This window comes from uncultured Cloacibacillus sp. (assembly GCF_963926575.1).
Taxonomy (GTDB): Bacteria; Synergistota; Synergistia; order Synergistales; family Synergistaceae; genus Caccocola; species Caccocola faecigallinarum.
In genome coordinates, this window is record NZ_CAWUXW010000001.1 from 45,829 (window position 1) to 70,887 (window position 25,059).

Here is a 25,059-nt window from a genome sequence, read left to right on the forward strand (position 1 = left end):
ATCACAGCCGCGCGCGGCGGACAAGGCGCGGACGTTATAATAGGCGCGTAAACTCGCAGGCGCGGAGGGCGCGCCGGGACGGAGGGGATTTTCCATGCTCGCGATACGCGCGGCGCGCGCGGACGAATTCGAGGCGGTCCGCGGCTTTTACCATAAGCTTATAGATATGATGGAAGGCTCGGAATTTCATCCGCGCTGGGAGAAGGGCGTATATCCGTCGGACGCCTTCATGCGTTCGTCGATAGAGCGCGGCGAGCTGTACCTCGGGCTGCTCGGCGGCGATATAGCCGCGGCTATGGCTATCAACGGCGAGGGCGCAGAGGGCTACGGCGGCGCACCGTGGAGCGTGAGCGCGGCGCGCGGCGAGTTTTCGGTAATCCATACTCTCGGCGTCATGCCGGCGTACCATGGGCGCGGATTCGCGCGCGAGCTGGTGCGCGCGGCGAAGGAGACGGCGCGCGGCCTGGGACACAAGGCGCTGCGCCTCGACGTGCTCAACGGCAACCTGCCCGCCGTCAGGCTCTACGAGTCGGAGGGCTTCCGCTTCGTCTCGCGCGTGGCGCTCTTCTACGAGGACACTGGGCTGACGGATTTTCTGCTCTACGAGTACGCGCTGTGACGGCGGCTCCGCACACGGCTTCTGACTATATTTGACATTTTCGCGTGCGGCGGCTAATATTCACTCGTGACACAGACGGGACGCCGGAGGAAGGGCGTCCGTTCAAATTTTCATAAAAGGAGATGCGCTTAATGGCACAGGAAAACTGTTCGCACGACTGCGGAAGCTGCCAGCAGAAATGCTCCGAGGCGGGCAAGCCGGATTTTCGCGTCGCGGCGAACGCTCTGAGCGACGTTAAGAAAGTCATCGGCGTCGTCAGCGGCAAGGGCGGCGTCGGCAAATCGCTCGTCACCTCGCTGCTCGCCTCAGCGATGCAGAAGAAGGGCCGCCAGTGCGGAATCCTCGACGCCGACATAACGGGGCCGTCGATACCGAAGATGTTCGGCGTGGACGCGATGGCCGCGGCCAACGAGTCCGGCATACTGCCCTGCCGCACGAAGGGCGGCATCGACATAATGTCGGTGAACCTCCTGATGGAGGACAAGGCGACGCCGGTAATATGGCGCGGCCCCGCGATTGCGGAGGTCGTCAAGCAGTTCTGGAGCGACGTAATATGGAGCTACGAGGATTACCTCTTCGTCGACATGCCGCCGGGAACGGGCGACGTGCCGCTGACGGTGTTCCAGTCGCTGCCCGTCGACGGCATCGTCATAGTCGCCTCGCCGCAGGAGCTCGTCTCGCTCATCGTCGAGAAGGCGCTGCGCATGGCGAAGGAGATGAACATCCCCATCCTCGGAGTCATCGAGAACATGAGCTACGTCCAGTGCCCGGACTGCGGCAAGAAAATAAAAATCTTCGGCGAAGGGCGCACGAAGGAGACGGCGGCGAAGTACGGCCTAGACTTCCTCGGGGAAATCCCCATCGCGCCGGAGCTCGCGGCCCTCTGCGACGCCGGCAACATCGAGTACTACTCGGCGGACTTCCTCGACAAGGCGCTCGAAAAGCTCGAAGCGCTCGACAAATAACGAAACCCGCAAATCCGGCCCTCGGGCCGGATTTTTTTATTCCGCGCGGCGCGCGCGAAAGTGTATAATTCTAAGACGGGGCGAAAGCCCGGGCGACAGACAGAAAACCGGCGCGAAAAGAGGCGTGTCATGAATAAGAAAAATTTGAAGATGAGGCCGGTCGGAAGCGAGTACATGGAGCAGTACAACGCGCTGCTTCGCTACGTCTTTCAGGTGACGGACCAGGAGCTGCACTCCGTCGGCTGGCAGGAAAAAGAGATAATCCACGCGAAATTCCCGACGATGAAGAAGGCCGACGTCATAGGCTGGTTCGACAACGACATGCTCGTATCGCAGGCCGCCGTCTACCCGATGCAGGTGCGCGTATTCGACAAAACCTACAAGATGGGCGGCCTGACGGGCGTCGGCACCTACCCCGAGTACTCGAACATGGGGCTCATGCACAAGCTGCTCGAGCAGGCGCTCAAGAACATGAAGAAGCGCGGGCAGTACATTTCGTATCTTTATCCCTACTCCATACCCTACTACAGGCGCAAGGGCTGGGAGATAATCTCCGACAAAATCTCATACGAGATAGAGGACTACCAGCTCCCGAAGAGCCGCCAGGTCGCGGGCGACGTGCGCCGCGTCAAGACCGACGGCCCGGAGCTTAAAGAAACCTACGAGCGCTACGCGATGCGCACGCACGGCGCGGTGCTGCGCGACGAGCTCGCGTGGAACGAATACTGGCTCTGGGACCCCGACGACATAATGGCGGCGGTCTACTACAACGAGCACAACGAGCCGGACGGATACGTCATATACTGGATTGCGAACGAAATTTTCCACATCAAGGACATGATTTTCAACAACGAGGACGCGCGCACGGGGCTCTGGAATTTCGTCTCTGCGCACTTCTCGATGATCGACCAGGTGCAGGGCGACACCTACACCGACGAGCCGCTCGCCTTCCTGCTCGAGGACGCGAGCATAAAGGAGACGATATCGCCCTACTACATGGCGCGCATCGTAGACTTCCAGTCCTTCATCGCGGACTACCCCTTCAAGGCCGACATCGTCGACCGCGAGTGGAAGTTCACGCTCTCCGACCCGATTATGGAATGCAACCAGGGCGGCTTCCGCCTTTCGATATCGAAGGAGGGCGTCGGGCGCGCCGAGCGCATACCGGAACAGTGCGCCGACGAGATAAACATACAGACGATGACGACGATGCTGATGGGCTACAAGCGCCCCGACTACCTCGCGAAAATCGGGCGCATACGCTCGAACGACGAGGTCATAGACATGCTCGAGGACGCAATCGAGCAGCAAACGCCGTACATATCCGACTACTTCTAATCTTAAAGGAGGAAATTTTTCATGCTTCTGCTCTGCTACCCTTCGTGAAGCACCTGCAAAAAAGCCGCGGAGTGGCTCAAAAACAACGGAATCGCATACGAAGAGAGGAACATCAAGACGGAGAACCCGAGTGCGGAGGAGCTGCGCGCGTGGCACAAGCTCTCGGGGCTGCCGCTCAAAAAATTTTTCAACACCAGCGGCAACTCATATAAAAATCTCGGCCTCAAGGAGAAGCTTCCGACGATGACGGAGGACGAGCAGATAGAGCTGCTCGCGACCGACGGGATGCTCGTCAAGCGCCCGCTGCTCGTAACGGAGAGCCGCGTGCTGACGGGCTTCAAGGAGGCCGAATGGAGCGAGGCGCTCAAATAGTGCAGATTCCTCAGAAAATCATAGACGAAATGATATCCCGCCGCCGCGACTTCCACAAATATCCGGAGCGCGGCTGGGCGGAATTCCGCACGACCGCGGTATGCGCGGAGGCGCTCGCGCGGCTCGGCTGGAGCGTGCGCTTCGCCGACGAATTTATCGAGCCGCAGCGCGTCATGGGGCGCGACACGGACGCGCGGGCGGAAAAGCGCCGCGCGCTCGAGCAGGGCGCGCCCGCGGAGACGCTCTCGCGCATAGGCGAATACACCGGGCTCTGCGCCGAGCTGCGCTGCGGGTGCGGGCCGCTGACGGTTATGCGCTTCGACATAGACTGCGTCGAGACCGCCGAAAGCGCGGAGGCTTCGCACTGCCCCGCGGCGCTCGGCTTCGCCTCGGTCAACGCGGGCCCCTCGCACTCCTGCGGACACGACGGACACGCCGCCGTCGGCCTCGCGCTCGCGGAAATGCTTTCGGCTGCGCGGCAAAAGCTGCGCGGCACGGTACGCTTCATCTTCCAGCCCGCCGAGGAGGGCGTGCGCGGCGGATACGCCTGCGCGCCGCTCGCTGCGGAGGCGGACTATTTTATAGCGATGCACCTCGGCCTCGGCCTGCCGACGGGGCATATATGCGGCGGCACCGGCGGCTTCCTCTGCTCGACGAAGTTCGACGCGGAGTTCAAAGGCGCGGCGGCGCACGCGGGCGGAGAGCCGGAGCGCGGGCGCAACGCGCTGCTCGCCGCGGCACAGGCGGCGCTCGCGATACACTCCATCGCGCCCCATTCTGGCGGCGTCATGCGCGTCAACGTCGGCGTGCTGCGCGCGGGCGAGGGCCGCAACGTCGTGCCGCCGCACGCGCTGATGAAAATCGAGACGCGCGGCGAAAACGGCGAGGTCGCGTCATACGCCTACGAACGCGCGGAGGCGGCGCTTCGCGGCGCGGCGCAGATGTACGGCGCGGAGCTCGCGATAAAAAAGCAGGGCGAGACGATAACCGCCGAGAGCGACGAAAAGCTTGCGAAGCTCGTTGCGGATGAGGCGCTCTCCGTCCGCGGCGTGACGAAAGCCGAGCTTCACAGAAAAATGCCCGGCAGCGACGACGCCTGCTGGCTCATGCGCGAGGCGCAGAAAAGCGGCGGCCTCGCGACATACGTCTGCGTAGGCGCGGACACGCCGGCGGGCCACCACAACGGCGCCTTCGACCTCGACGAGGCGGCGCTGCCCATAGCCCTCGAGCTTCTCTACAAAACAACGCTGCGGCTCAACGCCGCGCAGTAACGCGCAAACACCCACGCCGCGCCCAAAGCTCCGGGCGCGGCGCGTTTTTATGCCGGCTTCCGCAACTTTACAAAACTTTTTAAAATTTAACCGCTTGACGCGCGGCGCTCGTGCCTTCAAAATTATCTTTTATACCGCTTAAGTTCGGAGGGTATTTGATGGATAACAAGAAGAGAGAAGAAATACTTCGCCTGCTTGAGGCAAACGCGAGATACACGCCAAAGGACATCGCCGTCATGCTCGGCCTCGGACTGGAAGAAACCGAGAAAGAGATAAAGCAGCTGGAAAAAGAGCACGTGATCTGCGGCTACCACGCGCTCGTCAACTGGGACAAGACCGACGACGAAAAGATTTCCGCGCTCGTCGAGCTCAAGGTCCAGCCTCAGCGCGGACACGGATACGACAGCATCGCCGAGAAGATTTACCAGTATCCCGAGGTCGAGTCGCTCTATCTGATGTCGGGAGCCTACGACTTCTCCGTGATTCTCAAGAAGGCGACTATGAAGGAAATAGCGAACTTCGTCTCGACGCGCCTCGCGGTCATCGAAGAGGTGCAGAGCACGGCGACGCACATCGTCCTCGTGCGCTATAAGGACCACGGCACGACACTCGTCGAGCAGAAAAAAGACCAGCGCGTGATGGTGATGCCATGAGAGATTTTATCTGCGACAAGATAAAGCAGATCAAGCCCTCTGGCATACGCCGCCTCTTCGACATAGCGAACGAGATTCCCGACGTCATATCGCTCGGCGTCGGCGAGCCTGATTTCGACACGCCGTGGCACATCCGCGAGGAGGGCATCTACTCGCTGCAGAAGGGACGCACCTTCTACACCTCGAACTCCGGGCTGCCGGAGCTGCGCGAGGAGATAGCGAACTACATGCTGCGCAAGTACGGCCTCGTCTACGACCCGAAGCACGAGATAATTCTGACGGTCGGCGGCAGCGAGGCGATAGACATAGCTTTCCGCGCGACGCTGAACCCCGGCGACGAGGTCGTCTACCCCGAGCCGGGTTACGTCTCCTACGAGCCGTGCATCAGGCTCGCCGACGGCGTGCCGGTACCGATAGAGCTCTCCGCCGAGACGGAGTTCCGCCTTCAGCCGGAGCAGCTCGAGGCCGCGATAACGCCGAAGACGAAGGCTCTGCTCATCTCGTACCCGAACAACCCGACGGGCGCGATAATGGAGCGCGCGGACCTCGAAAAGCTCGTCCCCGTGATTCTCAAGCACGACCTGCTCGTAATCTCCGACGAAATTTACAGCGAGCTCTGCTACAAGGAGCGCCACGTCAGCATAGCGTCGCTGCCCGGAATGCACGAGCGCACCGTCGTCATCAACGGCTTCTCGAAGTCCTTCGCGATGACGGGCTGGCGTCTCGGCTGGGCCTGCGCGCCAGCGCCGGTTATGGAGTACATGCTCAAGATTCACCAGTTCGGCATAATGTCCGCGCCGACGATGAGCCAGTACGCCGCGATATCGGCGCTGCGCAACGGAGACAAGGACACGGAAATGATGACCGAGTCCTACAACCAGCGCCGCCGCTTCCTTATGGAGGCCTTCGCCGAAATGAATCTGCCCTGCTTCGAGCCTTACGGGGCCTTCTACGTCTTCCCCGACATCTCTGAGTTCGGCATGGGCTCGGACGAGTTCTGCGAGAAGCTGCTGAAGTCCGAGAACGTCGCGGTCGTCCCGGGCTCCGCCTTCGGCAAGTCCGGCGACAAGCACGTGCGCATCTCCTACTGCTACTCCGTCGAGGAGCTCAAGGAGGCGATGACACGCATCGCGCGCTTCGTCGACAAGCTTCGCTCGGAGGAGAAGGACAAGGCGAAAGAGAGATAGCCGCACACAAGAGAAAAACAAAAAACGCGCCGCCTGCCTTTGACCGTGACGGCGCGTTTTTTGCTGTTCGGAAATTACGCCTTCTCCCTCTGCTCCAACCAGTCGAAAACCTCGTCAGCGTCGAGGTCGAACATTCTGCTGTCAGGACGCACCGGCGCGAAGTAATAGGCGACCTTCTCCGCGCCGAACTCGCGCTCCAGTTCGTTCCACTGCGAAGCTGTGAGAATGCAGAATGCGAGCGTGTCGCCGCCGAGCGAGCCCATGTACCAGCGGATTTGATAGTCGGGCAACAGATATTCCTGAACGCTCTTCAGCGTCGTGTCTCTGTCCGTGCAGTCGTCCTCGTAGGGGATAGGACGCTTTACGCCGTCCTTTTCAAGAATTATGTCTACGCCGCGTTCTTTGTCCGAATCAGCGCACTCGAAACGGATTTTATCCTTTTCCGGCAGCTCGTCGTTGAAATACTTGATTACGGATTCGTCCTCGTCTCCCCAGTCCACCCAGATGAGCGCGTCGCTTTCCCAGAACTCATCTTCGTTCTTGTCGGGGTCTGACAGGAATTTTCTTATCTCATCCATCGCGTTTCCTCCTTTGACTTTGCGCCGCCGCGCTAAAGTTCCTTCTCGAATATTATTTTGTCCTCGCCCTCGTGGAATCCGTTCTTTCTGTAGAATCCGCAGGCGGGGGCGTCGCGCTTCGTCCAGAGCGAGACGCTTCTGACGCCGCGCGATCTGAGGTGCTCGTCCATGAGCTTCACGAACTCCGTGCCAGCGCCGCGGCCCTGCATCGACGGCAGGACGCAGAGGTCGTCTATGCAGTATTCCGCGCCCCAGTACCAGCGCTTTATTCTTCCGAGCGAGACGCCCGCGAGCCGCGCGCCGTCCCAGAGGCCGAGCGCGAGCGAATCGGGCGCGTTCGTCAGCCCCTCGATGTATTCGCGCAGCGCCGCATCGTCGTCCCACGTTTCGTTCCACGGGGCCTGCGCGAAGCCGCCGCGTATAATTTCCATGACGGCGGGCATTTCGCCGCGCACGTCGAGCTCTTTCAGTTCCATCATATACCGCGCCTTTCAATCAGTTTTTTATTGTGAGCCGCGCGCGCCGCGTAAAGCGCGAGCAGCAGTATCCACGACAATGCCTCGGCGTAGGCGATGACCATGTTGCCGAAGAAGGAGACGAGCGCGTAGGAGGCCGCGATGCGGAAGGCGAGCGCCGCTATGCCCGCGCAGCTCGACCATAGCACGTCGCCGAGCCCCTCGATGTATCCGCGGAAGGCCGTAGCGAGGCCGAAGGCCCAGTAGAAGCTCGCGATGCGCAGGAAGAAGTCGTGACCTATCGCGACCGCCTCGCCGCCCGCGCCGAAGAGCGCGATGAGGCGGCTTCCCGTCGGGATGACGAGCAGCGTCAAAGCGACGGAGACCGCCGCCATTAGCGCCGCGCCCGCGGAGAATATGCGCCCCATGCGCTCGCGGTCCCCCGCGCCGCGGCTCTGCGCGACGAGCGTCGAGATCGCCGAGCCGAGGTTGATTATCGGCAAAAGTATAATCGTGTCTATTCTGTATGCCGTCGTGACGGCGGCGACGGTCTGCGTGCCGAAGCCGTTCATGAAGTTCTGCAGCGCGAGGTTGCCGAGCGACGTGACGCTGAACTGCACGGTCGGAGGAAAACCGAGGCGGCAGCCCTCGGCGAGCGCGGCGCGGTCTATGAGCCTGTCCTTGAAATTGAAGCGCAGGACGGGATATCTGCGCGCGGCGTAAAAAATAAGGAAGAGCGCCATCGCGGCCTGCGATGCGACTGTCGCGGCGGCGGCCCCCGCGACGCTCCAGCGGAAGACAGCGACGAAGAGCAGGTCGAGCGCTACGTTGACCGCCGACGAGACGAGGACGGCGTAGAAGGGCGCGCGACTGTCGCCGAGGCCGCGCAGCGCCGCGGAATAGACGTTGTAGAGCGCGAGGAACGGAACGCCCGCGAGCACGATGACGAGGTAATCCTCCGCCATCGCTATCGTGTCGGGCGTCGTGTGCAGCAGCCGCAGCAGCGCGGGGGCCGTCGCCATCCCGAACGCCGCGAGCGCCGAGAAGGCCGTGAGGAAGACGGCGGAGAAGGTCGAGAGGATGCGCGGCATCGCGCGCATGTCGCCGCTTCCGTATGTCTGGGCGAACAATATCGAGAGGCCGACGGAAAATCCCGCGATGAGGTAAATGTAGAAGCCGACCGCCGTCGCGGTGGCTCCGACCGCAGCGAGCGCCGCCTCGCCGACGACGTTGCCGACGATGAAGGCGTCCGCCCAGTTGTAAAGCTGCTGGAGCACGCCGCTCGCTATCAGCGGCAGGCTGAAATCCGCCAGCTCGCGCGCAGTGCTCTTAAAATCCTCCCGCATAGTCAGCCGCCTCCGTTTCCGCCCGCCCGTACAAAAAAACCGTATGCAGCCTTGCATACGGTAAGGGACTCAACCCGATGGTTATTCTCGAAATTTCAAGGACAATATATCAAGCGCGCGCGAAAATTTCAACAGCCGCGCGCGGCGCGGATTTACCGCCCGCCGCCCTATTTATCCTCCGCGCCCTCGCGCGACGAACGCAGCGTCGAGACGAAGGCCGTGCCGAGAATCACCGCGCCGCCCGCGAGCTCGCGCAGCGTCGGGAACTCGCCGATGAGGAGCGCCGCGGAGGCTATGCCGTAGACGCTTTCGAGGCTCGCTATGACGCCCGCCGTCTGCGCGCGCACGCTGCGCATCCCGCTGATGAAGAGCGAGTGCGCGACGCCTGTCAGCACGACGCCGAGGACGGCAAGCAGCGCCCAGTCGAGCGACGACGCATGCGGCCTGTCGAAGAGCAGAATCGGGAGCATCAGCAGCGCCGCCGTGCCCTGTTCGTAAAAGGCGACGACGCTGCCCTCGTAGCGCGAGACGAATTTACGGTTGAGCAGCGACATGACGGCGTAGGAGACGCTGCCGACCATGCCCCATATCATCCCCGCCGTCATGTCCGGCCCCGCGCCCGTGCGCGGCACGACGAGCAGGACGCCGCCGAACATCACGAAGGCCGCGAGCACGTCCGCGCCGCGCAGCTTTTCGCGGAATAAGAAAGGCTCGAGGAAGGTCACGAAAATCGGGTAGGCGGCGAAGGTCAGCACGCCTATCGCGACGGTCGAGAGCTTGACCGAGAGATAGAAGGCCGTCCAGTGCAGCGCGAGCACTGCGCCGACGGCGGCCATCGCCGCGTAGTCCGCGCCGCGCGCGAGGCGCACATCTTTCTTTCTGAAAAGGAAGTAGAGCCCCATCGATACGGAGGCGAAGAATACGCGCCCGAGCACGATGTGCGGCGCGGGCAGGCTGATGAATTTGCCGAAGAGCCCCGTGAGGCCGAAGAGCACGACGGAAAGATGTATCTCGACAAGATTCCGCGTCCGTATGTCCACGCCGCGCGCCCTCCCCTATTCCGCGCCGCCGCGCTTACGCACGGCGCGCAGGTCCGCGTAGAGCGTGAAGCGGCTCTTCGCCATCTCTTTCGCGAGATAGTCTATCGAGCCCTTGAGCTTGAAGAAGCCGCGCTCGTCGAGGTATTTTATGCACTCGCGGCGCTCGTCGCTCGCGAGGTACTCGAGCGGGCAGCCCATGCGGCGGCGCGCCTCGGCGACGAAGGCAGCCTCGTCCTCGGGCGCTTCGAAGCGCTCGACCTGCGCGCCCTTGAACGAGAGCGGGCGCACCGCGGTCAGGAACGACGCCGCATCGAGCAGCAGCTTCGCCTTCGTCGTGTCGTAGTTTATGCAGAGCAGGCCTACGAGCTTCCGCGCCTCGCCGCGTATCAGCAGGACGCTCGAGCGCATCTGCCGCCCGTTCTGCGCCTCGGCGGGATAGTTCGCGATGTAGTCGAGGCCGTCGACCTCGGGGCTCGTCATGAGAAAGCGCCCGAACTCCGTCAGCGGCGCGTCCTTGCTGCGCCCCGAGAGCCGTTCGTTGGTCGAGGCGATTATCTTCGTCCCCTCCTGCGTGAGGTCGTGCAGTATTATCTCGTATTCCGGGCCGAGCGCCTCGCCGAGCATGGCGACGAGCGGGACGAAGGGCGCGAGCAGCGGATGACAGCTTTCGGGCATGACTGTGCCTCCAAGATAAAAAATTAAGGCGAAGAGCCGAAGCTCAACGCCTATTATACATTCGCCGCGGCGGCGCGCAAAGCTCGGACGCGCCGCGCGCCTGCACTACAGCGCGACCTCGAGGCCCGCACCCGCGGCCTTCGCCTTTTTCACAACCTCGGCGGCGGCGACCACGTCGAGCGTCGCGAAGCCAACGGTCTTCATTATCGTCACGTCCTTCGGCGAGCGGCGGCCTTCAACGCGGCCGAGCAGAAGTTCGCCGAGCTCGCCAGCTATCATGCCGGGCGAGAATTTTCCCTCGCGCTCCGCTATGATGAAGTCGCCCGCCTCGGCGAGCACAGCCTCGCGGTTGTCCACGAATATGCGCGAGGCGCGCGCGAGCAGCTCCGCCGGTATCTCGCGCATCTCTGGCGTGTAGGCCCCGACGCCCGTGACGTGGCAGCCGTCTTTGATGTCCGCGGCGTCGAAGACGGGCTCGCGCGAGGTCGTCACGGCGGTGATTACGTCTGCGTCCGTCACGGCCTCCTTCGGCGTCTTCGCGGGAACGAGCTTCGTTCCGAACTTTTCTGCGAGCGGCGCGTACTGCGCGGCGAAGGGTTCGGCGCGCCCCTCGAGCGCGTCGTATATGCGCACCTCGGACAATTTGCGCGCCGTCATCAGCGCTTCGAGCTGCGCGGGGGCCTGCCCGCCTGTGCCGAAGAGCGCGCCCACCTTCGCGTCGGGGTTCGCGAGCAGCTCTATCGCCGCGCCCGAAATAGCCGCGGTGCGCAGCTGCGTCAGCGTCGTGCCGTCGAGTATCGCAGAGACGACGCCCGTGTCGCCGTCTACGACCGCCATCGTCGCTGGGATAACGGGCAGCCCCTTCCCGCGGTTGCCGGTGAAGCACGAGACTATCTTGACGCCGCCCGCGTTGAGGCCGCCGCCGACGTAGGCCGGCATAAACATAATCTGCCCGTCGCGGGCCTCGTTATCGATATTTATGCGCAGAGGCACGACGGCGCGCCCCTCCGTGTGCAGCACGAAAGCCTTTTTGTCGGCCTCGATCGCGTCGCGCATCGAGAAAACCTTCAGAATATCTTCCCTCGTGAGTATAAGCATCGCAAACGCTCCTTCGGTTGTGGAATTTTGTATCGTCCGCCTCTAAGGATACGCGCAAATACTTTTTTGTCAAGAATACAAAATTTTGTATGAAGAGCTGCGCGGCGCGCGCGTTTCTATTCCTTCGCCGCTTCCGCCGGTTCGTAGTCCGCGGCCACGGCCGTGCGCTCGCGGCCGAAAGCTTCGAAGCGGCGCATGACGACGGGGACGCCGAAGGCCGCGCGGAGGTTTTCTTCCGTCACGACATCTTCCGACGCGCCGAAGCGCGCCGAGCCGTCGGGCATGACGAGCAGCGATTTGCACGAAAGCTCGAGCGCGTGCTCCGGGTAGTGCGTGCTGAAGAGCGCGCTCATTCCGCGTTCGCGGCATAGCGATGCGACGGTGCCGAGCAGCCGCGCCTGGTTGCGGAAGTCGAGGTTGGACTCCGGCTCGTCGAGGATGAGCAGCTCGGGCTCGGATGCGAGAGCGCGCGCGAGGACGACGAGCTGATATTCGCCGCCGCTGATGCGGCTGCAAAGCCTGCCCGCAAGCTGCGGAATCCCCGCTAGCTCGAGCGCCGCGCGCGCCTTACGCTCGTCCTCCGCGGAGGGCGAGGCGAAGGCTCCCATGCAGGGCAGCCGCCCGAGCAGAACCATTTCCATAACCGTGTAGACGAAGGCCGAGGGCCGCGCCTGCGGCACGTAGCCTACGCGGCGGCGGAACTCGCGCGGCGGCAGGCTGCGAACGTCCGCGCCGTCGAGGCAGGTCGCCCCCTCGCTCCACGCGCGCAGCCCCGCGGCGCAGCGGATGAGCGTCGTCTTCCCCGCGCCGTTCGCGCCGAGTATCGAGAGCCGCTCGCCGCTTTCGAGGCTGAAATTCACGCCGCGCAGCACATAACCGCCCGCGCCGTAGCGGAAAGCGCCGCCGCGCGTCTCGAACCTCATTCCCTTATGCCTCCGCTGCGCCGCAGCAGGAAGATGAAGAAGGGCGCGCCTATTATCGAGGTCAGTATAGAGGCGGGAATCTCCGAGGCCGCCGCGCTGCGCGCCGCGGTGTCTATCGCGAGCATGAAGAGCGCGCCGAGTACGAGGCTCGCTGGGACGACGCGTCTGTTGTCCGCGCCGAAGAGCATCCGCGAGCCGTGCGGCACGAGCAGGCCGACCCAGCCGATGAGGCCGCACATCGAGACGACGGCCCCCGTTATCAGCGCCGCGCCCGCTATCACCGCGAGGCGCAGGCGGCGCAGGTTCACGCCGAGCGAGACGGCCTCGTCGTCGGAGAGCGAAGCGGCGTTGAGCTGCCAGCGCGCGAGCCAGATTATCAGAACGCCCGCGATTATCGCGGGCGAGCCGAGCGCGAGGCTCTCGCGCGTCGCGCCCGACAAGCTGCCCATGAGCCAGAAGGTTATCGCGGGAAGCACGTCCTGCGGGTCGGCGGCGAATTTTACGAGCGAGACGAGCGCCGAGAAGAGCGCGCTCACGACCATTCCGGCGAGTATCATCATAATGACGGGCGACGAGCCGCGCACGCGGCTGACTGCGAGGACGAGCGCGACGGCGGCGAGCCCCGCGGCGAAGGCCGAGAGCTGGACGAAGACGGGGGAAAATCCCGCGAGTATGCCCAGCGCCGCGCCGAACGACGCGCCCGTCGCCACGCCTAATGTGTCGGGCGTAGCGAGCGGATTGGAGAAAAGCGACTGGAACGCCGCGCCGGAGACCGCGAGCCCCGCGCCGGAGAGCATGGCGAGCGCGACGCGCGGCAGCCGTATGTTGAGCAGAACGCCGCGCGTCAGCTCCGCGTTCTCAATTTCTCCGAAAAAGGCGGGAAAGAGCGCGGAAAGCGCCTCGCCAGCCGAAATCGGGAAACGGCCGAAGCAGAGCGCTGCGAAGGGCGCGAGCGCAAGCGCCGCTGCGCAGAGCAGAATCAGCGCGGCGCGCCTGCTCAACGGCCCGCGCCTCCGCTTTGCGGCGCGGCGAAGATTTCACGCGCGCGCTCCGCGCTCACGTCGAGGCCGAAAATTTCCTTATAATACTTCGCGGCCTGCTTCGGCAGGTCTATGTCGCCGAAGCTCTCGGGATATACGGCGCGCGCGAGCCAGAGCAGCGTCAGCGGCGCGTCGGGCCCCGGCGTGTAGGTTCGGTAGAGCGCGAGCGGCATCTTGAAGACCGCGCCGCGCCGCACGGCCTCGACGGGCTTCCACTCGGGCGCGGAGAGCAGATCGCGCGGCGCGAGCTTCGTGAAGTTCGTAATGAATATAACGTCGGGGTTCCATTTATAAATCTGCTCCATCGTGACGACGGCGTTCGAGCGCTCCGCCGTTATCTCAGCCGCAGCGTTCTCCGCGCCTATCGACTCGCACCAGTACTGCCCGAAGAAATTCCTGCCCGAGGTGACGATGCGCCCGTTTTCGTCGCGCACGATGAAAAGAACCTTCTTGCGCTCGTCTTGCGGGATGAGCGCCGCACGCGCCTTCGTCAGCTCGAGCGCGCGCCGCCCGTAAGCGACGGCCTTCTCCCCCGCCTCGGCGCGCTCGGGGAAAATCGCGGCGAGCGTCTTAATCCACTCCTCGTAGGTGCGCAGAACGTCGTAGCCGTATTTCGACGGCGAGACGGGAACGCCCGCGAGCCCCGCGTTTTCGAGCGCGCGGCCCGTGACCTTGTCGGCTTCGAGATAAAAGACGACGTCGGGGCGCAGCGTGAGCAGCTCCTCGATATTCGCGCCCGTCCCCGAGGCGAACGAGGTCTCGGCCTTCAATATCTCGGGGAACAATTCCCCGAGCAGCCCTTCGCGCGCCGCGCTCATCGACGCGGGCGGGATCGCGATTATTTTTTCGGCGGAGCCGAGATAGAGGCAGAGGACGGAAGGAAAGGGCAGAACGCCCGCGACGGCGGCGCGCTCGATTTTTTCGGGAAGAGCGCGCGCGGAGCACGGGGCAGGGACGCACGAAAGAGCGGCGAAGGCCGCCGCGAGCAGAAAAATAAAAAATCTCATTTCCACGCCTCCCGCGCAAAAATTTCGGCGATTCTCCGCGCATATTAGCACAAGGCGCGGAACGCGGCAACACGGCCCGCCGCGGCGCGAGATTCATTATTTTATTTTTCGCCCTTATAGGCTATCATTTATTGTACGGAAAAAGGCGCGCGGAATCTCAGCGGCGCGCCGCCGAATTACGCGACGAGGGGGAAAGCGGATGGCGGAAGAAAAAAATATTAAGACGAACGGCGAAGACGAAAAAACGAAAAAAACCAACGAACTCGGACGAAAACTCAAAGAGCTTCGCGAAGCGCAGGGCATAACGCTCGAGCACGCCTCCGACGCCACGAAGATACAGAAAAAATATATTTCCGCAATAGAGGAAGGGCGGCTGGACGAGCTGCCGAAGGGGCCGTACTGCCGCAGCTTCCTGCGCCAGTACTGCGCGTTCCTCACCGCGCCGGACATGTGGGCGAAGTACGACCCGCTCACGCGCGGCGGCAACGTCACGCTCGAGGACTTCAAGGCTTCGAACGAAGAGCCGGACATGGCGGTGACGCCCGGCGTATTCCGCCGCTCGCCGCGCTTCTGGATATACCTGCTCGTCGTCGTGTCGCTCGCGGCGGCCTTCTGGGTGACGCTGCGCTACCGCGGCGAGATATCTACCTCCGCGACGACGCCGCTCGAGGGCGGCACCGCGCCGATAGTCCGCGAGCAGCAGGAAAAGCGCGCCGCCTCGGCGGACGTTTCGCCCGACGCCGCGCAGCCGCTCTCGGCCGACGCAGCCGCGCCCGCATCCGTGGATTTAAGCTGGATGGACGGAAAGCAGCCCGCGCCTAAACCCGCGCAGCCCGCGGCGGCTAGCGCGCCCGCGCAGCAGAAGCCCGCGGCTCCGGCGCAGGCGAAGCCCGCCGCCAAAGCTCCGCTGCTCACGCTCACGGCGCGCGCCGACAGCTGGCTGCGCATCAGCGAGGGCGGCAAGGTGCTCTACCAGGGGATAATGAAGCCCGGCGAGAAAAAGGAATTCCGCGTGAACGCCTCCGCCCCGCTGCGCGTCAGGTGCGGCAACCCGGCGGCGACCGACGCGGCGTGGTTCGGCGCGGCGGCGAAAGCCCTCGGCGGCGGCAAAAACCCCGTGACGAAATACTACTGGAGCGACGGCGCGGTAACGGATACGGACAAGCGGTAAACGAGCGGAAAAGCGCGAAACCTCGGCGCGCGGCGCGAATTTGCCGCTGCGCACTTGTCTGTACGCGCGGTTATAAAGTAATATAATAGTTTGAACGGCGCGGCCTCCGTGCGCGCGCCGCGGCTTTTTGGGAAAATATTCCGGCGGGAGAGATTTCCCGCCCTTTCAAAATTACAGGGAGGCGGTTGTGATGGAAGCAGTAAAGGCTCCGCGCGGCACGAGGGACATACTCGGCGACGAATCGTGGAAATGGGCCTACGTGACTCAGATGTGCCGCGACGTCGCGGACGATTACGGATATAAGGAAGTTTATCTCCCCATCTTCGAGCATACGGAGCTCTTCTGCCGCGGGGTCGGCGAGACGACCGATGTCGTCGAAAAGGAAATGTACACCTTCACGGACAAGGGCGGCCGCAGCATCACGCTCCGTCCGGAGCTCACCGCCTCGATGGTCCGCTCCTACCTCGAGAACGAGATGAACAAGGGCGCGCAGCCCGCGAAGCTCTGGAGCATCGGCCCGATGTTCCGCTACGAGCGCCCGCAGAAGGGACGCTACCGCCAGTTCGTGCAGCTCGACATCGAGGCGCTCGGCGCGCAGGACGCCTTCGTAGACCTCGAGGTCATAGACTTCTCTATGGAGCTCTACCGCAGGCTCGGACTTTCCAACCTTCAGGTAATCCTCAACTCGGTCGGCTGCCCCAAGTGCCGCCCCGTCTACCGCAAGGCGCTCCAGGACTACCTGCACTCGCGCTACGACGAGCTCTGCGACACCTGCAAGAGCCGCTTCGACAGAAACCCGCTGCGCATCCTCGACTGCAAGAGCCCGATATGCAAGGAAATCACCGAGGGCGCGCCAGCGGTCATGGAATACCTCTGCGACGAATGCAAGGATCACTTCGCGCAGCTCCGCCGCGGCCTCGACAAGATAGGCGCGTCGGTCGTCCTCGACAAGCGCCTCGTGCGCGGCCTCGACTACTACACGAAGACCGCCTATGAAATCCAGTCGGGCGACCTCGGCTCGCAGAACGCAGTCTGCGGCGGCGGACGCTACGACAACCTCGCGGAGTCCATCGGCGGCCCGCACGTCCCGGGCGTCGGCTTCGCCTCGGGCATCGAGCGCGTAATCATCACGATGGAGGCCCAGGGCTGCACCTTCGGCAGAAAGCCGGAGACGAAGGCCTACGTAGTCGCCGCGGACGCGGAGGCGCGCCTCGAAGCCGCGGCGCTCGCGCGCGAGCTGCGCACGCACCGCATATCGGCCGACCTCGACTACATGGGGCGCGGCATGAAGGGACAGATGAAGAGCGCGGGCAACACGGCGCGCTTCGCCTGCATCCTCGGCGCGAGCGAGCTCGAAAAGGGCGTCGTCACGCTCAAGGACATGGGCGCGGGAACGCAGGAAGAGCTGACCCGCGAGCAGCTTATAAATAAACTTAAGGCATAGCGTATATAGCCGTTCAGCTTCCAAGAGAAACGGCGGTTCGTCATGCCGGGCTTGACCCGGCATCCAGTGTCGTTAAATACCGTAAAGCATCGGAGTTTGAAGCCGCTGGATTCCGCGTCAAGCGCGGAATGATGTCGAAGGCGTTTCCCCCGTATAGGTTGGACTGGCATAAAATTTATAATCGGAGAGGATTTTCTAAATGGAAAGATATTTTGACGCATCGTGGCGCAGGACGATGTACTGCGGAACGCCGCGCGCCGAAGACGCGGGCAAGAAGGCCGTCCTCAACGGCTGGCTCAGATGCCGCCGCGACCTCGGAGGGATAATCTTCATAGAGCTCTGGGACAAGACCGGAGTGACGCAGATAGTCTTCAACCCAGAGCTCAACGCCGACGCGCACGACCGCGCGGGCGCGCTGCGCAGCGAGTACGTGCTCGCGGTCAAGGGCACGCTCCGCAAGCGCCCCGAGGGGACGGAGAACCCCGAGCTCGCGACCGGCGAAGTGGAGCTTCTCGTCGAGGACTTCATCGTCCTCGCGCCGTCGAAGCTGCCGCCCTTCGAGCTTGACAACGCCGACGAGGTCAACGAAGACCTGCGCATGAAATACCGCTACCTCGACATCCGCCGCGATTCGATGCAGCGCAACCTGCGCATCCGCCACGACATCACGCGCTACACGCGCAACTACTTCGCCGACAACGGCTTCATCGACATCGAAACGCCGATGCTCACGAAGTCCACGCCCGAGGGCGCGCGCGACTACCTCGTGCCGAGCCGCGTCAACCCCGGCTGCTTCTACGCGCTGCCGCAGTCGCCGCAGCTCTTCAAGCAGCTCCTCATGGTCGCCGGCTGCGACCGCTACATGCAGATAGTCAAGTGCTTCCGCGACGAAGACCTCCGCGCCGACCGCCAGCCCGAGTTCACCCAGCTCGACCTCGAGATGAGCTTCATCACCGAAGAGGACATAATGACGCTCGTAGAGAACTACCTCGCGGGACTCTTCAAGGAAGTCAACGGCGTAGATGTCAAGACGCCGTTCCTCCGCATGACCTGGGACGAAGCGATGAACAAATACGGCATCGACAAGCCCGACATGCGCATCCCGATGGAGATGGTCAGCCTCGAAGAAGTCTTCCGTGACGGCGAGAACCCCTTCGCGCAGCTCGTAGCGAACGGCGGCACGATAAAGGGGCTCCGTCTGCCCGGCGGCGCGACGCTCTCGCGCAAGGAGCTCTCCGAGCTCGAAGGCCGCGCGAAGTCGCTCGGCGCGAAGGGCATGGCGAACTTCCTCGCGAAAGACGGCGAGCTCAAAGGCCCGCTCGTCAAATTCCTCAGCGAAGATCAGCTCGCGAAGCTGCGCGAGCTCTCCGCGATAGAGAACGGCGACGCGCTCTTCATCATGGCCGACGAAAGCTGGCGCAAGGCCTGCGAGATACTCGGGCAGATACGCCTCGAGCTCGGCCGCGCGCGCGGCATGGTCGAGGAAGGCTTCCGCTTCCTCTGGGTCACGGAGTTCCCGCTCTTTGAATGGGACGATGAAAGCGGACGCTACACCGCCGTCCACCATCCCTTCACCGCGCCGATGGACGAGGACGTGCAGTACATGCTCACCGAGCCCGGCAAGGTCCGCTCCCGCGCCTACGACGTCGTGCTCAACGGCACGGAGCTCGGCGGCGGCTCGATAAGAATCCACAACCCCGAAATGCAGCAGCTCGCCTTCCGCGCGCTCAACTTCACGCCCGAGGCGGCGAAGGAGCGCTTCGGCTTCCTGCTCGAGGGGCTCAGCTACGGCACGCCACCGCACGGCGGACTCGCCATCGGCCTCGACCGCCTCGTCATGCTCATGACCGGCAGCAAGTCGATACGCGACGTCATGGCCTTCCCGAAGAACCAGAAGGCCCAGTGCCCGATGACCGAAGCACCCGCCGAGGTCGAGCCGAAACAGCTCGAAGAACTTTCGATAAAGGTAGTCGAGCCGCTCGCCTAAGCGCGAAACGCGGGACAAACGGCAGCGCCCTATGTCGCCCCGTGAATTTTCTGCACGGGGCCTCCTTCATAAAACCATTACCCTATGCAACGAAAGACGGCAGGCTCTTACGCCCGCCGTCTTTTTTCATGCCCGCGCCGCCGCGGCGCGGAGCGGCAAAGCGCGCCGCCTCACGGCAAAGCGAAACCGCCGCGGCAGAACCGCAGCGGGCGCGCGCTTGTTCGCGCGGCGCGGTATAATTTATAATAGCTTTGAGGAAAGCACGAAACAAATACAAGGGTATGGAGGTAAAATCAAAATGCCGAAACTTCGTTATCTTGGACACAGCGCCTTCTACGTCGAGGGGACGGGGCTCAAAGCCCTCATCGACCCGTTCCTTACGGGCAACCCGCTCGCAGCCGCCAAAGCCGCGGACTTCACCGACGTCAACGCGATATTCCTCACCCACTGCCACGGCGACCACATCGGCGACACAGTCGAAATAGCCAAACGCACCGGCGCTACCGTCTTCACCTGCAACGAGACGGCGGGCTGGCTCGCCTCGCAGGGCATCAAAGTCGAGGGCATGCACATCGGCGGACGCGCGCGCTTCGGCTTCGGCCGCGTCAAGCTCACGCCGGCGTGGCACGGCGACCCGATAATCACCGAAGGAAACGTCCGATACGGCGGCGTAGCCTGCGGCTTCGTCATCGAAGTCGACGGACGCAAAGTATACCACGCGGGAGACACCGGCCTAACGATGGAAATGAAGCTCCTCGAAGCCGAAAAAATAGACGTCGCGTGCCTGCCCATCGGCGGATACTTCACGATGGACTACGAAGACGCCGCGCGCGCCGCGGGATTCATCCGCCCGCTCAAAGTCGTGCCGATGCACTACAACACCTTCCCCGCAATCAAAGCCGACCCCGCGGTCTTCGAACTCCACGTCAAAGAGACCGCGCAGGGCACCGACGTAGTAATCATGCAGCCCGGCGAAACGCTGGACTTCTAAAGGGAGACGACAGAAATGGAAAACTTCCGCGAGCTTGCGCTGCGCCGGCAGAGCTGCCGCAACTTTAAAGAAGAGCCCGTAGCGCCCGAGCTCCTCCGCCGCTGCGTCGAGACCGCCGCGCTCGCGCCCTCCGGCTGCAACAGCCAGCCGTGGCGCTTCACGATAGTCACCGAAGCCGAAAAGCGCGCCGCGCTCTCGAAAATAGCGCAGGAGATAGGCCTCAACGCGTGGAGCGAAAAAGTCCCCGCCTTCATCGTCGTATCGGAAATCGAAGAGCCGAAGCTCATGGCGAAGGTCATGGACCACTACCACGACGCGAAGCGCTTCGCCGAAGGCGACGTCGGCATGGCGACCGCCTACCTCGTCCTTGAAGCCGCGGAGCTCGGCCTCGCGACCTGCATCATCGGCTGCTTCACCAACGAAGAGGTAATCAAACTCCTCGGCCTTCCCGAGGGCGACACCGTCCGCGCGCTGATAGCCGTAGGCTACGCCGCCGACGAAACCATCCGCCCCAAACAGCGCAAGCCGCTCGACGAAATCCTCAAAACACTCTAACGCAAAGGGAGAGGCCCCGGCCTCTCCCGATTTTTTTGCCGCGCGGACGAACCTGCACAAACGGCATGAAGAGCCGGACGCGCTCTCCCTATGTCGCTCCGGCGATTCTCATGGCGGAGCCTCCGGCCCAAACGATAGAGACCGCACTGAAATACAGAGCCTATATATACCGAAGCGCCCGTTAATCGTCATTCCGCGCTCCGACGGAACGGCATATCCGCGCAGCGGACATTAAAAATTTCCTTAGGCCGTTCCTAGTATCGGCAACGTTTGGCCGATGGACGCGGAATCTAGTGTCGTTAAATTCCGAGAGGTATGGGAATCTAAAGACGCTCGTATAATACAGTAACGCAAACAAAAATGAGGTGATTGTAGAAAAAGTAAGCTGTCATCACTGGTTCATTCGGGCGTCAGCCCTTATGATACAGGTGTCGGAAAGACCGGAAAGACGCTGAGTACATAGATACTGTGGTCCAGATTGGTCAACCGCCCTGCTTTACAACGAACAGGTATCCTAAGTCCGTCATATGTTGACGCGAACTTGAATATGCGAGTATGTTGAAACCAGGCGCTCTCCGACGCAGTGCATTGTGGAATCTTTTACTTTTATCTTTTCGGAGGTGACGAAATGCCGTATAACTTCTATCTTGGAATCGACGTCTCTAAGGCTTCTCTTTCCGTCGTGCTTATGAGCTCCGACAGCAAGGTGCTGTGGTCAAGCAAAAAAATAGCGAACCAACCATCGGGTTTCAAACAGATGGTTGAACACGCATCAAAGATTGCTTCAAAACATGCAGACGGGGATGACTATTCTATAGCCGCAGGAATGGAGTCCACAGGAGTATACGGGGAACAGCTCTCTTATTACCTCGCAGACAATAATATGTCCGGCAGAATATCCCTGTATGTGCTGAACCCATTTGCAGTGAAATCTTACAGAAAGGCGACGATGCATCTCAACAAGAACGACGCCGCTGACGCAAGACTCATAGCCTCGTACCTAATCTCAATGATTACGACAGGACAGATCACGCCGTGGCAGGCCCCTAGCCTGGCGGAACGTCTGCTGAGAGAACTTACACGGAGACGTGCTGAGCTTGTAACGCTGAGGGAAGCTGAATATAACAGGCTTGAAAAATTCAGAGCCGGCGGCAGCCATCCGCATCCGGTCATAGAGAGCGTACAAGAACTCATAGCCCATCTTGAACAGCAGATACGCGAGATAGACGAAGCGATAGAGAAACACATAGACGATGCCGGAATCAGAACTACCGGCTAAGCCGGTAGTTTGTGCCAGCCCTATAAGGGCATATTACCTGCAGCTCTAAACGAGCTTGAAAGTCCGCCAACCGCACCACTTTCCCGGGCGGCTCCTAAAGGAGCTTACCGGGAATCTTTTTTGCCTGAGTTGACCGGCTTACCCGTAAACGGGTCTACCGGCTCAAACAAACTCAGCTGGTCTGCTTGATAGTCCTCTTTCAGCTGGTTCCTGATATACTCCGCTATTTTCTTCTGGTTGCGCCCTACTGTGTCTACGTAATATCCTCTGCACCAGAAATGTCTGTTGCCATATTTGTATTTCATATGTGCAAAGCGGTCGAATATCATAAGCGAGCTTTTGCCCTTCATGTATCCCATAATCTGCGACACACTGTATTTGGGCGGTATGGCAATCAGCATATGAATATGGTCTGCACAGAGATTGGCTTCAAGAATTTCAATTTCTTTCCTCTCGCATAGGGTTCTTAAAATTTTTCCAATCTCAGTTTTCAACCTGCCGTAGATAATCTGTCTTCTGAATCTCGGAGCAAACACTATATGATATTTGCAATTCCATTTTGTATGTGCTAGGGTTTCTGTGTCCATGTTGGACCTCCTCTGTACGTTGTTAAGACGGTTGACGGACTTTCTTATACTACGTCAGAGGAGCTTCTGCTCATAGCTATAAGCTGAATGAACTCCCGGCATAGCCGGGAGATTTCTTTATACATTAAGAGATACGGCGGAGCTGCTCCGCAGCATAGACGGCATAGGCAAAGTAAGCTCCGCGTCGTTTATCGGCGAAGCCGGAGACATAAGCCGATATAGGAGCGTAAAACAGCTGGTCTCACGTCTTGGGATAGCACCCTGCGAAAACCAGTCGGGTACATCGATACACAAAAAGCCTGTGATGAGCCGCATGGGAAGCGCAGTGCTGAGACACGCCATGTACATGGCGGCGCTTGTAGCTACGCGAAAAAACAAGGTGATAAGCGCTTTCTACAACAGACTGCTGGCGCGAGGGAAATGCAAAAAGCTAGCTGTAATAGCAAGCATGCGTAAACTGCTTCACATAATCTGGGGAGTGCTTACACACAGGGTAAAATTCGATCCGGAGTACGCACCGGCATAAACCTAGGCTGTGGACGGCAGGCGAAAAACAGTACAAGGCACAACAAAAAGCGGCACGTACACATACAAGAGACAATACATGCCGCAGAGTTATGATGATGCTGTCGAAAGACAGCGAGATGCCTTACATTTATGTTTGACTTTCAAGACGGTATCTGGGCCCCGCGTCAAGCGCGGGGTGACGTGAGGGCCGTCTCTCGTATAAACATATAAATGCGAGTAAGTACAGCAGCTCCGCCACCGCTGACGTTTGCCGACGCCGCGCTCTCCGCGCTTCCGCGAGTTTTCGTTTTTGTAAAATCTTCGCCGCTTCCCCACCATTGGAGGCAATTTCATCCAAATGAGTGGACTGTCATGTCCTTTACGGAAAATCCGCGGAGCGCGCTCTGCTCCGCGGGCGTGTGCTGCGGGACGTGCGGCGTGGAGGCGGAGCTTGAAGCATACGCGCCGCTCGTGCGTTCGGTCGCGTGGCGACACGCGGGGCGCTCCCCAAGCCATCCACCGCCGCCGTCCCCCGACGGCGCGCAAAAACATAAGCCGGAGCGGTGATGTGCCGCCCCGGCTTTATGTTTTCCGTTTCTTCGCCGTTTTTGTCCTTTCGCCTTAGACCTGCGGCGCTTTGCGTGGTTTTGCTTGCTTTTCTTTATTCTTGAGAACATTGTAATTTTTGCGGAAACCGCTATTATCTGAAGAGTGTTTTTTATCTTCCGACGAAGGGAGGACGGCGCGGTGAATATGGGCCTGTGAGAACCCGATACAGTGCATGGGATGCATTCGTATAGAGCGAAATGCCTGACGCCGCCGCCGCTCTCGTCCAGATAAATTTTCCCATTTTATGAAAATTTGCCGTGGACGCGGCGTTGCGGCGCGCGCGGCGCGTTTCGGCGTGTCCCGCTCTCACGGGCGCGGCGCGGGCTTTTGCCGCGCCGTGTGGTTGTTTCTGCTTTGCAAAAAATCTAAAACAGGAGTGGTAGTTATGATGAAAAGCTGCATAGCGGCATTTTTCGGCCTCGCGCTCTTCTGCGGCGCGGCGTTCGCCGCGGAGGACAAAATTACGGTCTGGTTCGACGCGGGCGGCAGCCCCGGCGAGTCTTACGCGACGGTGCTCCAGAACGGAGCGCAGCAGGCCGCGGACGACCTCGGCATTGAGATTAAGTTCGTCTATTCGGACTGGAACGCGGAGAAGATGATTACGAACTTCCGCCAGGGCATGGCGACGAACCCGGACGGCATGGTGGTCATCGGAGCGCCGGGCGACGACGCCTATATGCCGCTGATCGGCGAGGCTATCGGCAAGGGCATCCAGGTTATGTGTGTCGATACGCCTCTGCCCAAGACCTTCGAGAGATATCAGTCGAAGGGCTACAGCTATATCGGCGTGGACAACTACGGCCAGGGCAAGATGCTCGCCGAGCGCAGCCTTGCGCATTTCGGCCTCAAGAAGGGCGACAAGGTGCTCGTCTGGGGGCTTAAGAGCGTTCCCGGACGCGGCCTCCGCGCGCAGGCTCTCGTAGACGTTTACACGAACGCGGGGCTCGACGTCGATTATCTCGAAATTTCGCCCGAGGCGAACAAGGAAGCTACGCTCGGCGCACCGATTCTCACGGGATATATCGCGGCGCACAAGGACTGCAAGCTTATCGTCATCGACCACGGCGCGCTGACGGCGCAGGCCGGCACGGCGCTGCGCTCCGCGGGCATCAAGCCCGGCACGGTCGGGATAGCGGGCTTCAGCCTCTCGCCGGCGACCGCCGAGGCTATCAAGAGCGGCTATGTCGGCCTCGTCTCCGAGGGGCAGCCGTATATGATGGCCTATCTCGCGGTCAATCAGATAGTGCTCAACAAGCGCGGCAGCTTCGGCGGAATTTATGTCGACACGGCGGGCGGCTTCGTGACGAAGGACAATATCGACCAGATCGCGCCGCTCGCGGAGAAGGCCATACGTTAGCGAAT

Annotated in this window: 25 protein-coding genes; 14 read left to right on the forward strand and 11 right to left on the reverse strand. The window is 61.5% G+C overall.

The window, feature by feature from the left end; genetic code table 11:
• Nucleotides 1–94: 94 nt before the first annotated feature.
• From ABGT66_RS00215 to ABGT66_RS00245, 7 genes are all read left to right on the forward strand, one after another.
• Nucleotides 95–619: a GNAT family N-acetyltransferase gene (locus ABGT66_RS00215; protein WP_346688077.1), complete on the forward strand. Its 525-nt coding sequence runs from the start codon at nucleotides 95–97 to the stop codon at nucleotides 617–619.
• Nucleotides 620–750: 131 nt separating this feature from the next.
• The gene (locus ABGT66_RS00220) at nucleotides 751–1,584 is read left to right on the forward strand and encodes an Mrp/NBP35 family ATP-binding protein (protein ID WP_346688078.1); all 834 of its coding nucleotides are present in this window, start codon (nucleotides 751–753) and stop codon (nucleotides 1,582–1,584) included.
• Between the two features lie 129 nt (nucleotides 1,585–1,713).
• The gene (locus tag ABGT66_RS00225) at nucleotides 1,714–2,922 is read left to right on the forward strand and encodes a GNAT family N-acetyltransferase (RefSeq protein WP_346688079.1); all 1,209 of its coding nucleotides are present in this window, start codon (nucleotides 1,714–1,716) and stop codon (nucleotides 2,920–2,922) included.
• A 21-nt stretch (nucleotides 2,923–2,943) separates the two neighbouring features.
• Complete coding sequence (locus ABGT66_RS00230) at nucleotides 2,944–3,294, forward strand: arsenate reductase family protein (protein WP_346688080.1); 351 nt, start codon at nucleotides 2,944–2,946, stop codon at nucleotides 3,292–3,294.
• A complete protein-coding gene (locus ABGT66_RS00235) occupies nucleotides 3,294–4,565 on the forward strand; it encodes an amidohydrolase (RefSeq protein WP_346688649.1) in 1,272 nt (423 codons plus the stop codon). Before ABGT66_RS00230 ends, ABGT66_RS00235 begins: the two co-directional genes overlap by 1 nt.
• Before the next feature lie 158 nt (nucleotides 4,566–4,723).
• On the forward strand, nucleotides 4,724–5,218 hold the full coding sequence (locus tag ABGT66_RS00240; protein ID WP_346688081.1) for an Lrp/AsnC family transcriptional regulator: 495 nt from the start codon (nucleotides 4,724–4,726) through the stop codon (nucleotides 5,216–5,218).
• A complete protein-coding gene (locus ABGT66_RS00245) occupies nucleotides 5,215–6,405 on the forward strand; it encodes an aminotransferase class I/II-fold pyridoxal phosphate-dependent enzyme (protein WP_346688082.1) in 1,191 nt (396 codons plus the stop codon). The genes ABGT66_RS00240 and ABGT66_RS00245 overlap by 4 nt, the downstream gene beginning before the upstream one ends.
• 74 nt (nucleotides 6,406–6,479) lie before the next feature.
• Here ABGT66_RS00245 and ABGT66_RS00250 read toward each other — a convergent pair whose 3' ends face one another.
• The 9 genes from ABGT66_RS00250 to ABGT66_RS00290 all read right to left on the reverse strand — a co-directional run bounded on the left by ABGT66_RS00250 (nucleotide 6,480) and on the right by ABGT66_RS00290 (nucleotide 14,567).
• Nucleotides 6,480–6,983 (reverse strand): hypothetical protein, encoded by a 504-nt coding sequence (locus ABGT66_RS00250; RefSeq protein ID WP_346688083.1) that lies wholly within the window; start codon nucleotides 6,981–6,983, stop codon nucleotides 6,480–6,482.
• A gap of 32 nt (nucleotides 6,984–7,015) precedes the next feature.
• Nucleotides 7,016–7,462 (reverse strand): GNAT family N-acetyltransferase, encoded by a 447-nt coding sequence (locus ABGT66_RS00255; protein ID WP_346688084.1) that lies wholly within the window; start codon nucleotides 7,460–7,462, stop codon nucleotides 7,016–7,018.
• The gene (locus ABGT66_RS00260) at nucleotides 7,459–8,784 is read right to left on the reverse strand and encodes an MATE family efflux transporter (RefSeq protein ID WP_346688085.1); all 1,326 of its coding nucleotides are present in this window, start codon (nucleotides 8,782–8,784) and stop codon (nucleotides 7,459–7,461) included. The genes ABGT66_RS00255 and ABGT66_RS00260 overlap by 4 nt, the downstream gene beginning before the upstream one ends.
• Nucleotides 8,785–8,951: 167 nt before the next feature.
• Nucleotides 8,952–9,824: a DMT family transporter gene (locus ABGT66_RS00265; RefSeq protein ID WP_346688086.1), complete on the reverse strand. Its 873-nt coding sequence runs from the start codon at nucleotides 9,822–9,824 to the stop codon at nucleotides 8,952–8,954.
• Between the two features lie 15 nt (nucleotides 9,825–9,839).
• A complete protein-coding gene (locus ABGT66_RS00270; protein ID WP_294193543.1) occupies nucleotides 9,840–10,499 on the reverse strand; it encodes a PAS domain-containing protein in 660 nt (219 codons plus the stop codon).
• Nucleotides 10,500–10,604: 105 nt separating this feature from the next.
• Nucleotides 10,605–11,597, reverse strand: a complete 993-nt coding sequence (locus ABGT66_RS00275; RefSeq protein WP_346688087.1) for an ornithine cyclodeaminase family protein — start codon at nucleotides 11,595–11,597, stop codon at nucleotides 10,605–10,607.
• Between the two features lie 116 nt (nucleotides 11,598–11,713).
• Complete coding sequence (locus tag ABGT66_RS00280) at nucleotides 11,714–12,520, reverse strand: ABC transporter ATP-binding protein (protein ID WP_346688088.1); 807 nt, start codon at nucleotides 12,518–12,520, stop codon at nucleotides 11,714–11,716.
• Nucleotides 12,517–13,521, reverse strand: a complete 1,005-nt coding sequence (locus ABGT66_RS00285) for an iron ABC transporter permease (RefSeq protein ID WP_346688089.1) — start codon at nucleotides 13,519–13,521, stop codon at nucleotides 12,517–12,519. Before ABGT66_RS00285 ends, ABGT66_RS00280 begins: the two co-directional genes overlap by 4 nt.
• The gene (locus ABGT66_RS00290; RefSeq protein WP_346688090.1) at nucleotides 13,518–14,567 is read right to left on the reverse strand and encodes an ABC transporter substrate-binding protein; all 1,050 of its coding nucleotides are present in this window, start codon (nucleotides 14,565–14,567) and stop codon (nucleotides 13,518–13,520) included. The genes ABGT66_RS00285 and ABGT66_RS00290 overlap by 4 nt, the downstream gene beginning before the upstream one ends.
• A 199-nt stretch (nucleotides 14,568–14,766) precedes the next feature.
• Between ABGT66_RS00290 and ABGT66_RS00295 the strand changes: the two genes are divergently transcribed.
• The 3 genes from ABGT66_RS00295 to aspS all read left to right on the forward strand — a co-directional run bounded on the left by ABGT66_RS00295 (nucleotide 14,767) and on the right by aspS (nucleotide 19,169).
• Complete coding sequence (locus ABGT66_RS00295; RefSeq protein ID WP_346688091.1) at nucleotides 14,767–15,738, forward strand: RodZ domain-containing protein; 972 nt, start codon at nucleotides 14,767–14,769, stop codon at nucleotides 15,736–15,738.
• 190 nt (nucleotides 15,739–15,928) lie between these two features.
• Entirely contained in the window at nucleotides 15,929–17,182 is a 1,254-nt protein-coding gene (hisS, locus tag ABGT66_RS00300) for a histidine--tRNA ligase (protein ID WP_346688092.1), read from the forward strand.
• Nucleotides 17,183–17,381: 199 nt separating this feature from the next.
• Nucleotides 17,382–19,169, forward strand: coding sequence for an aspartate--tRNA ligase (gene aspS, locus ABGT66_RS00305; RefSeq protein ID WP_346688093.1), 1,788 nt, complete (start codon nucleotides 17,382–17,384; stop codon nucleotides 19,167–19,169).
• An 82-nt stretch (nucleotides 19,170–19,251) separates the two neighbouring features.
• Here aspS and ABGT66_RS00310 read toward each other — a convergent pair whose 3' ends face one another.
• The gene (locus tag ABGT66_RS00310; protein WP_346688094.1) at nucleotides 19,252–19,494 is read right to left on the reverse strand and encodes a hypothetical protein; all 243 of its coding nucleotides are present in this window, start codon (nucleotides 19,492–19,494) and stop codon (nucleotides 19,252–19,254) included.
• Here ABGT66_RS00310 and ABGT66_RS00315 point away from each other — a divergent pair.
• The 3 genes from ABGT66_RS00315 (at nucleotide 19,468) to ABGT66_RS00325 (ending at nucleotide 21,994) form a co-directional block, all read left to right on the forward strand.
• Nucleotides 19,468–20,160: a metal-dependent hydrolase gene (locus ABGT66_RS00315; RefSeq protein WP_294193551.1), complete on the forward strand. Its 693-nt coding sequence runs from the start codon at nucleotides 19,468–19,470 to the stop codon at nucleotides 20,158–20,160. The two genes, ABGT66_RS00310 and ABGT66_RS00315, sit on opposite strands and share 27 nt — an antisense overlap.
• A 15-nt stretch (nucleotides 20,161–20,175) precedes the next feature.
• A complete protein-coding gene (locus ABGT66_RS00320; protein ID WP_346688095.1) occupies nucleotides 20,176–20,715 on the forward strand; it encodes a nitroreductase family protein in 540 nt (179 codons plus the stop codon).
• A gap of 628 nt (nucleotides 20,716–21,343) precedes the next feature.
• The gene (locus ABGT66_RS00325) at nucleotides 21,344–21,994 is read left to right on the forward strand and encodes a transposase (protein WP_346688096.1); all 651 of its coding nucleotides are present in this window, start codon (nucleotides 21,344–21,346) and stop codon (nucleotides 21,992–21,994) included.
• Between the two features lie 104 nt (nucleotides 21,995–22,098).
• Here ABGT66_RS00325 and tnpA read toward each other — a convergent pair whose 3' ends face one another.
• Nucleotides 22,099–22,581, reverse strand: a complete 483-nt coding sequence (gene tnpA, locus ABGT66_RS00330) for an IS200/IS605 family transposase (RefSeq protein WP_346688097.1) — start codon at nucleotides 22,579–22,581, stop codon at nucleotides 22,099–22,101.
• Between the two features lie 1,501 nt (nucleotides 22,582–24,082).
• Here tnpA and ABGT66_RS00335 point away from each other — a divergent pair.
• The gene (locus ABGT66_RS00335) at nucleotides 24,083–25,054 is read left to right on the forward strand and encodes a substrate-binding domain-containing protein (RefSeq protein WP_300263210.1); all 972 of its coding nucleotides are present in this window, start codon (nucleotides 24,083–24,085) and stop codon (nucleotides 25,052–25,054) included.
• Nucleotides 25,055–25,059 lie beyond the last annotated feature (5 nt).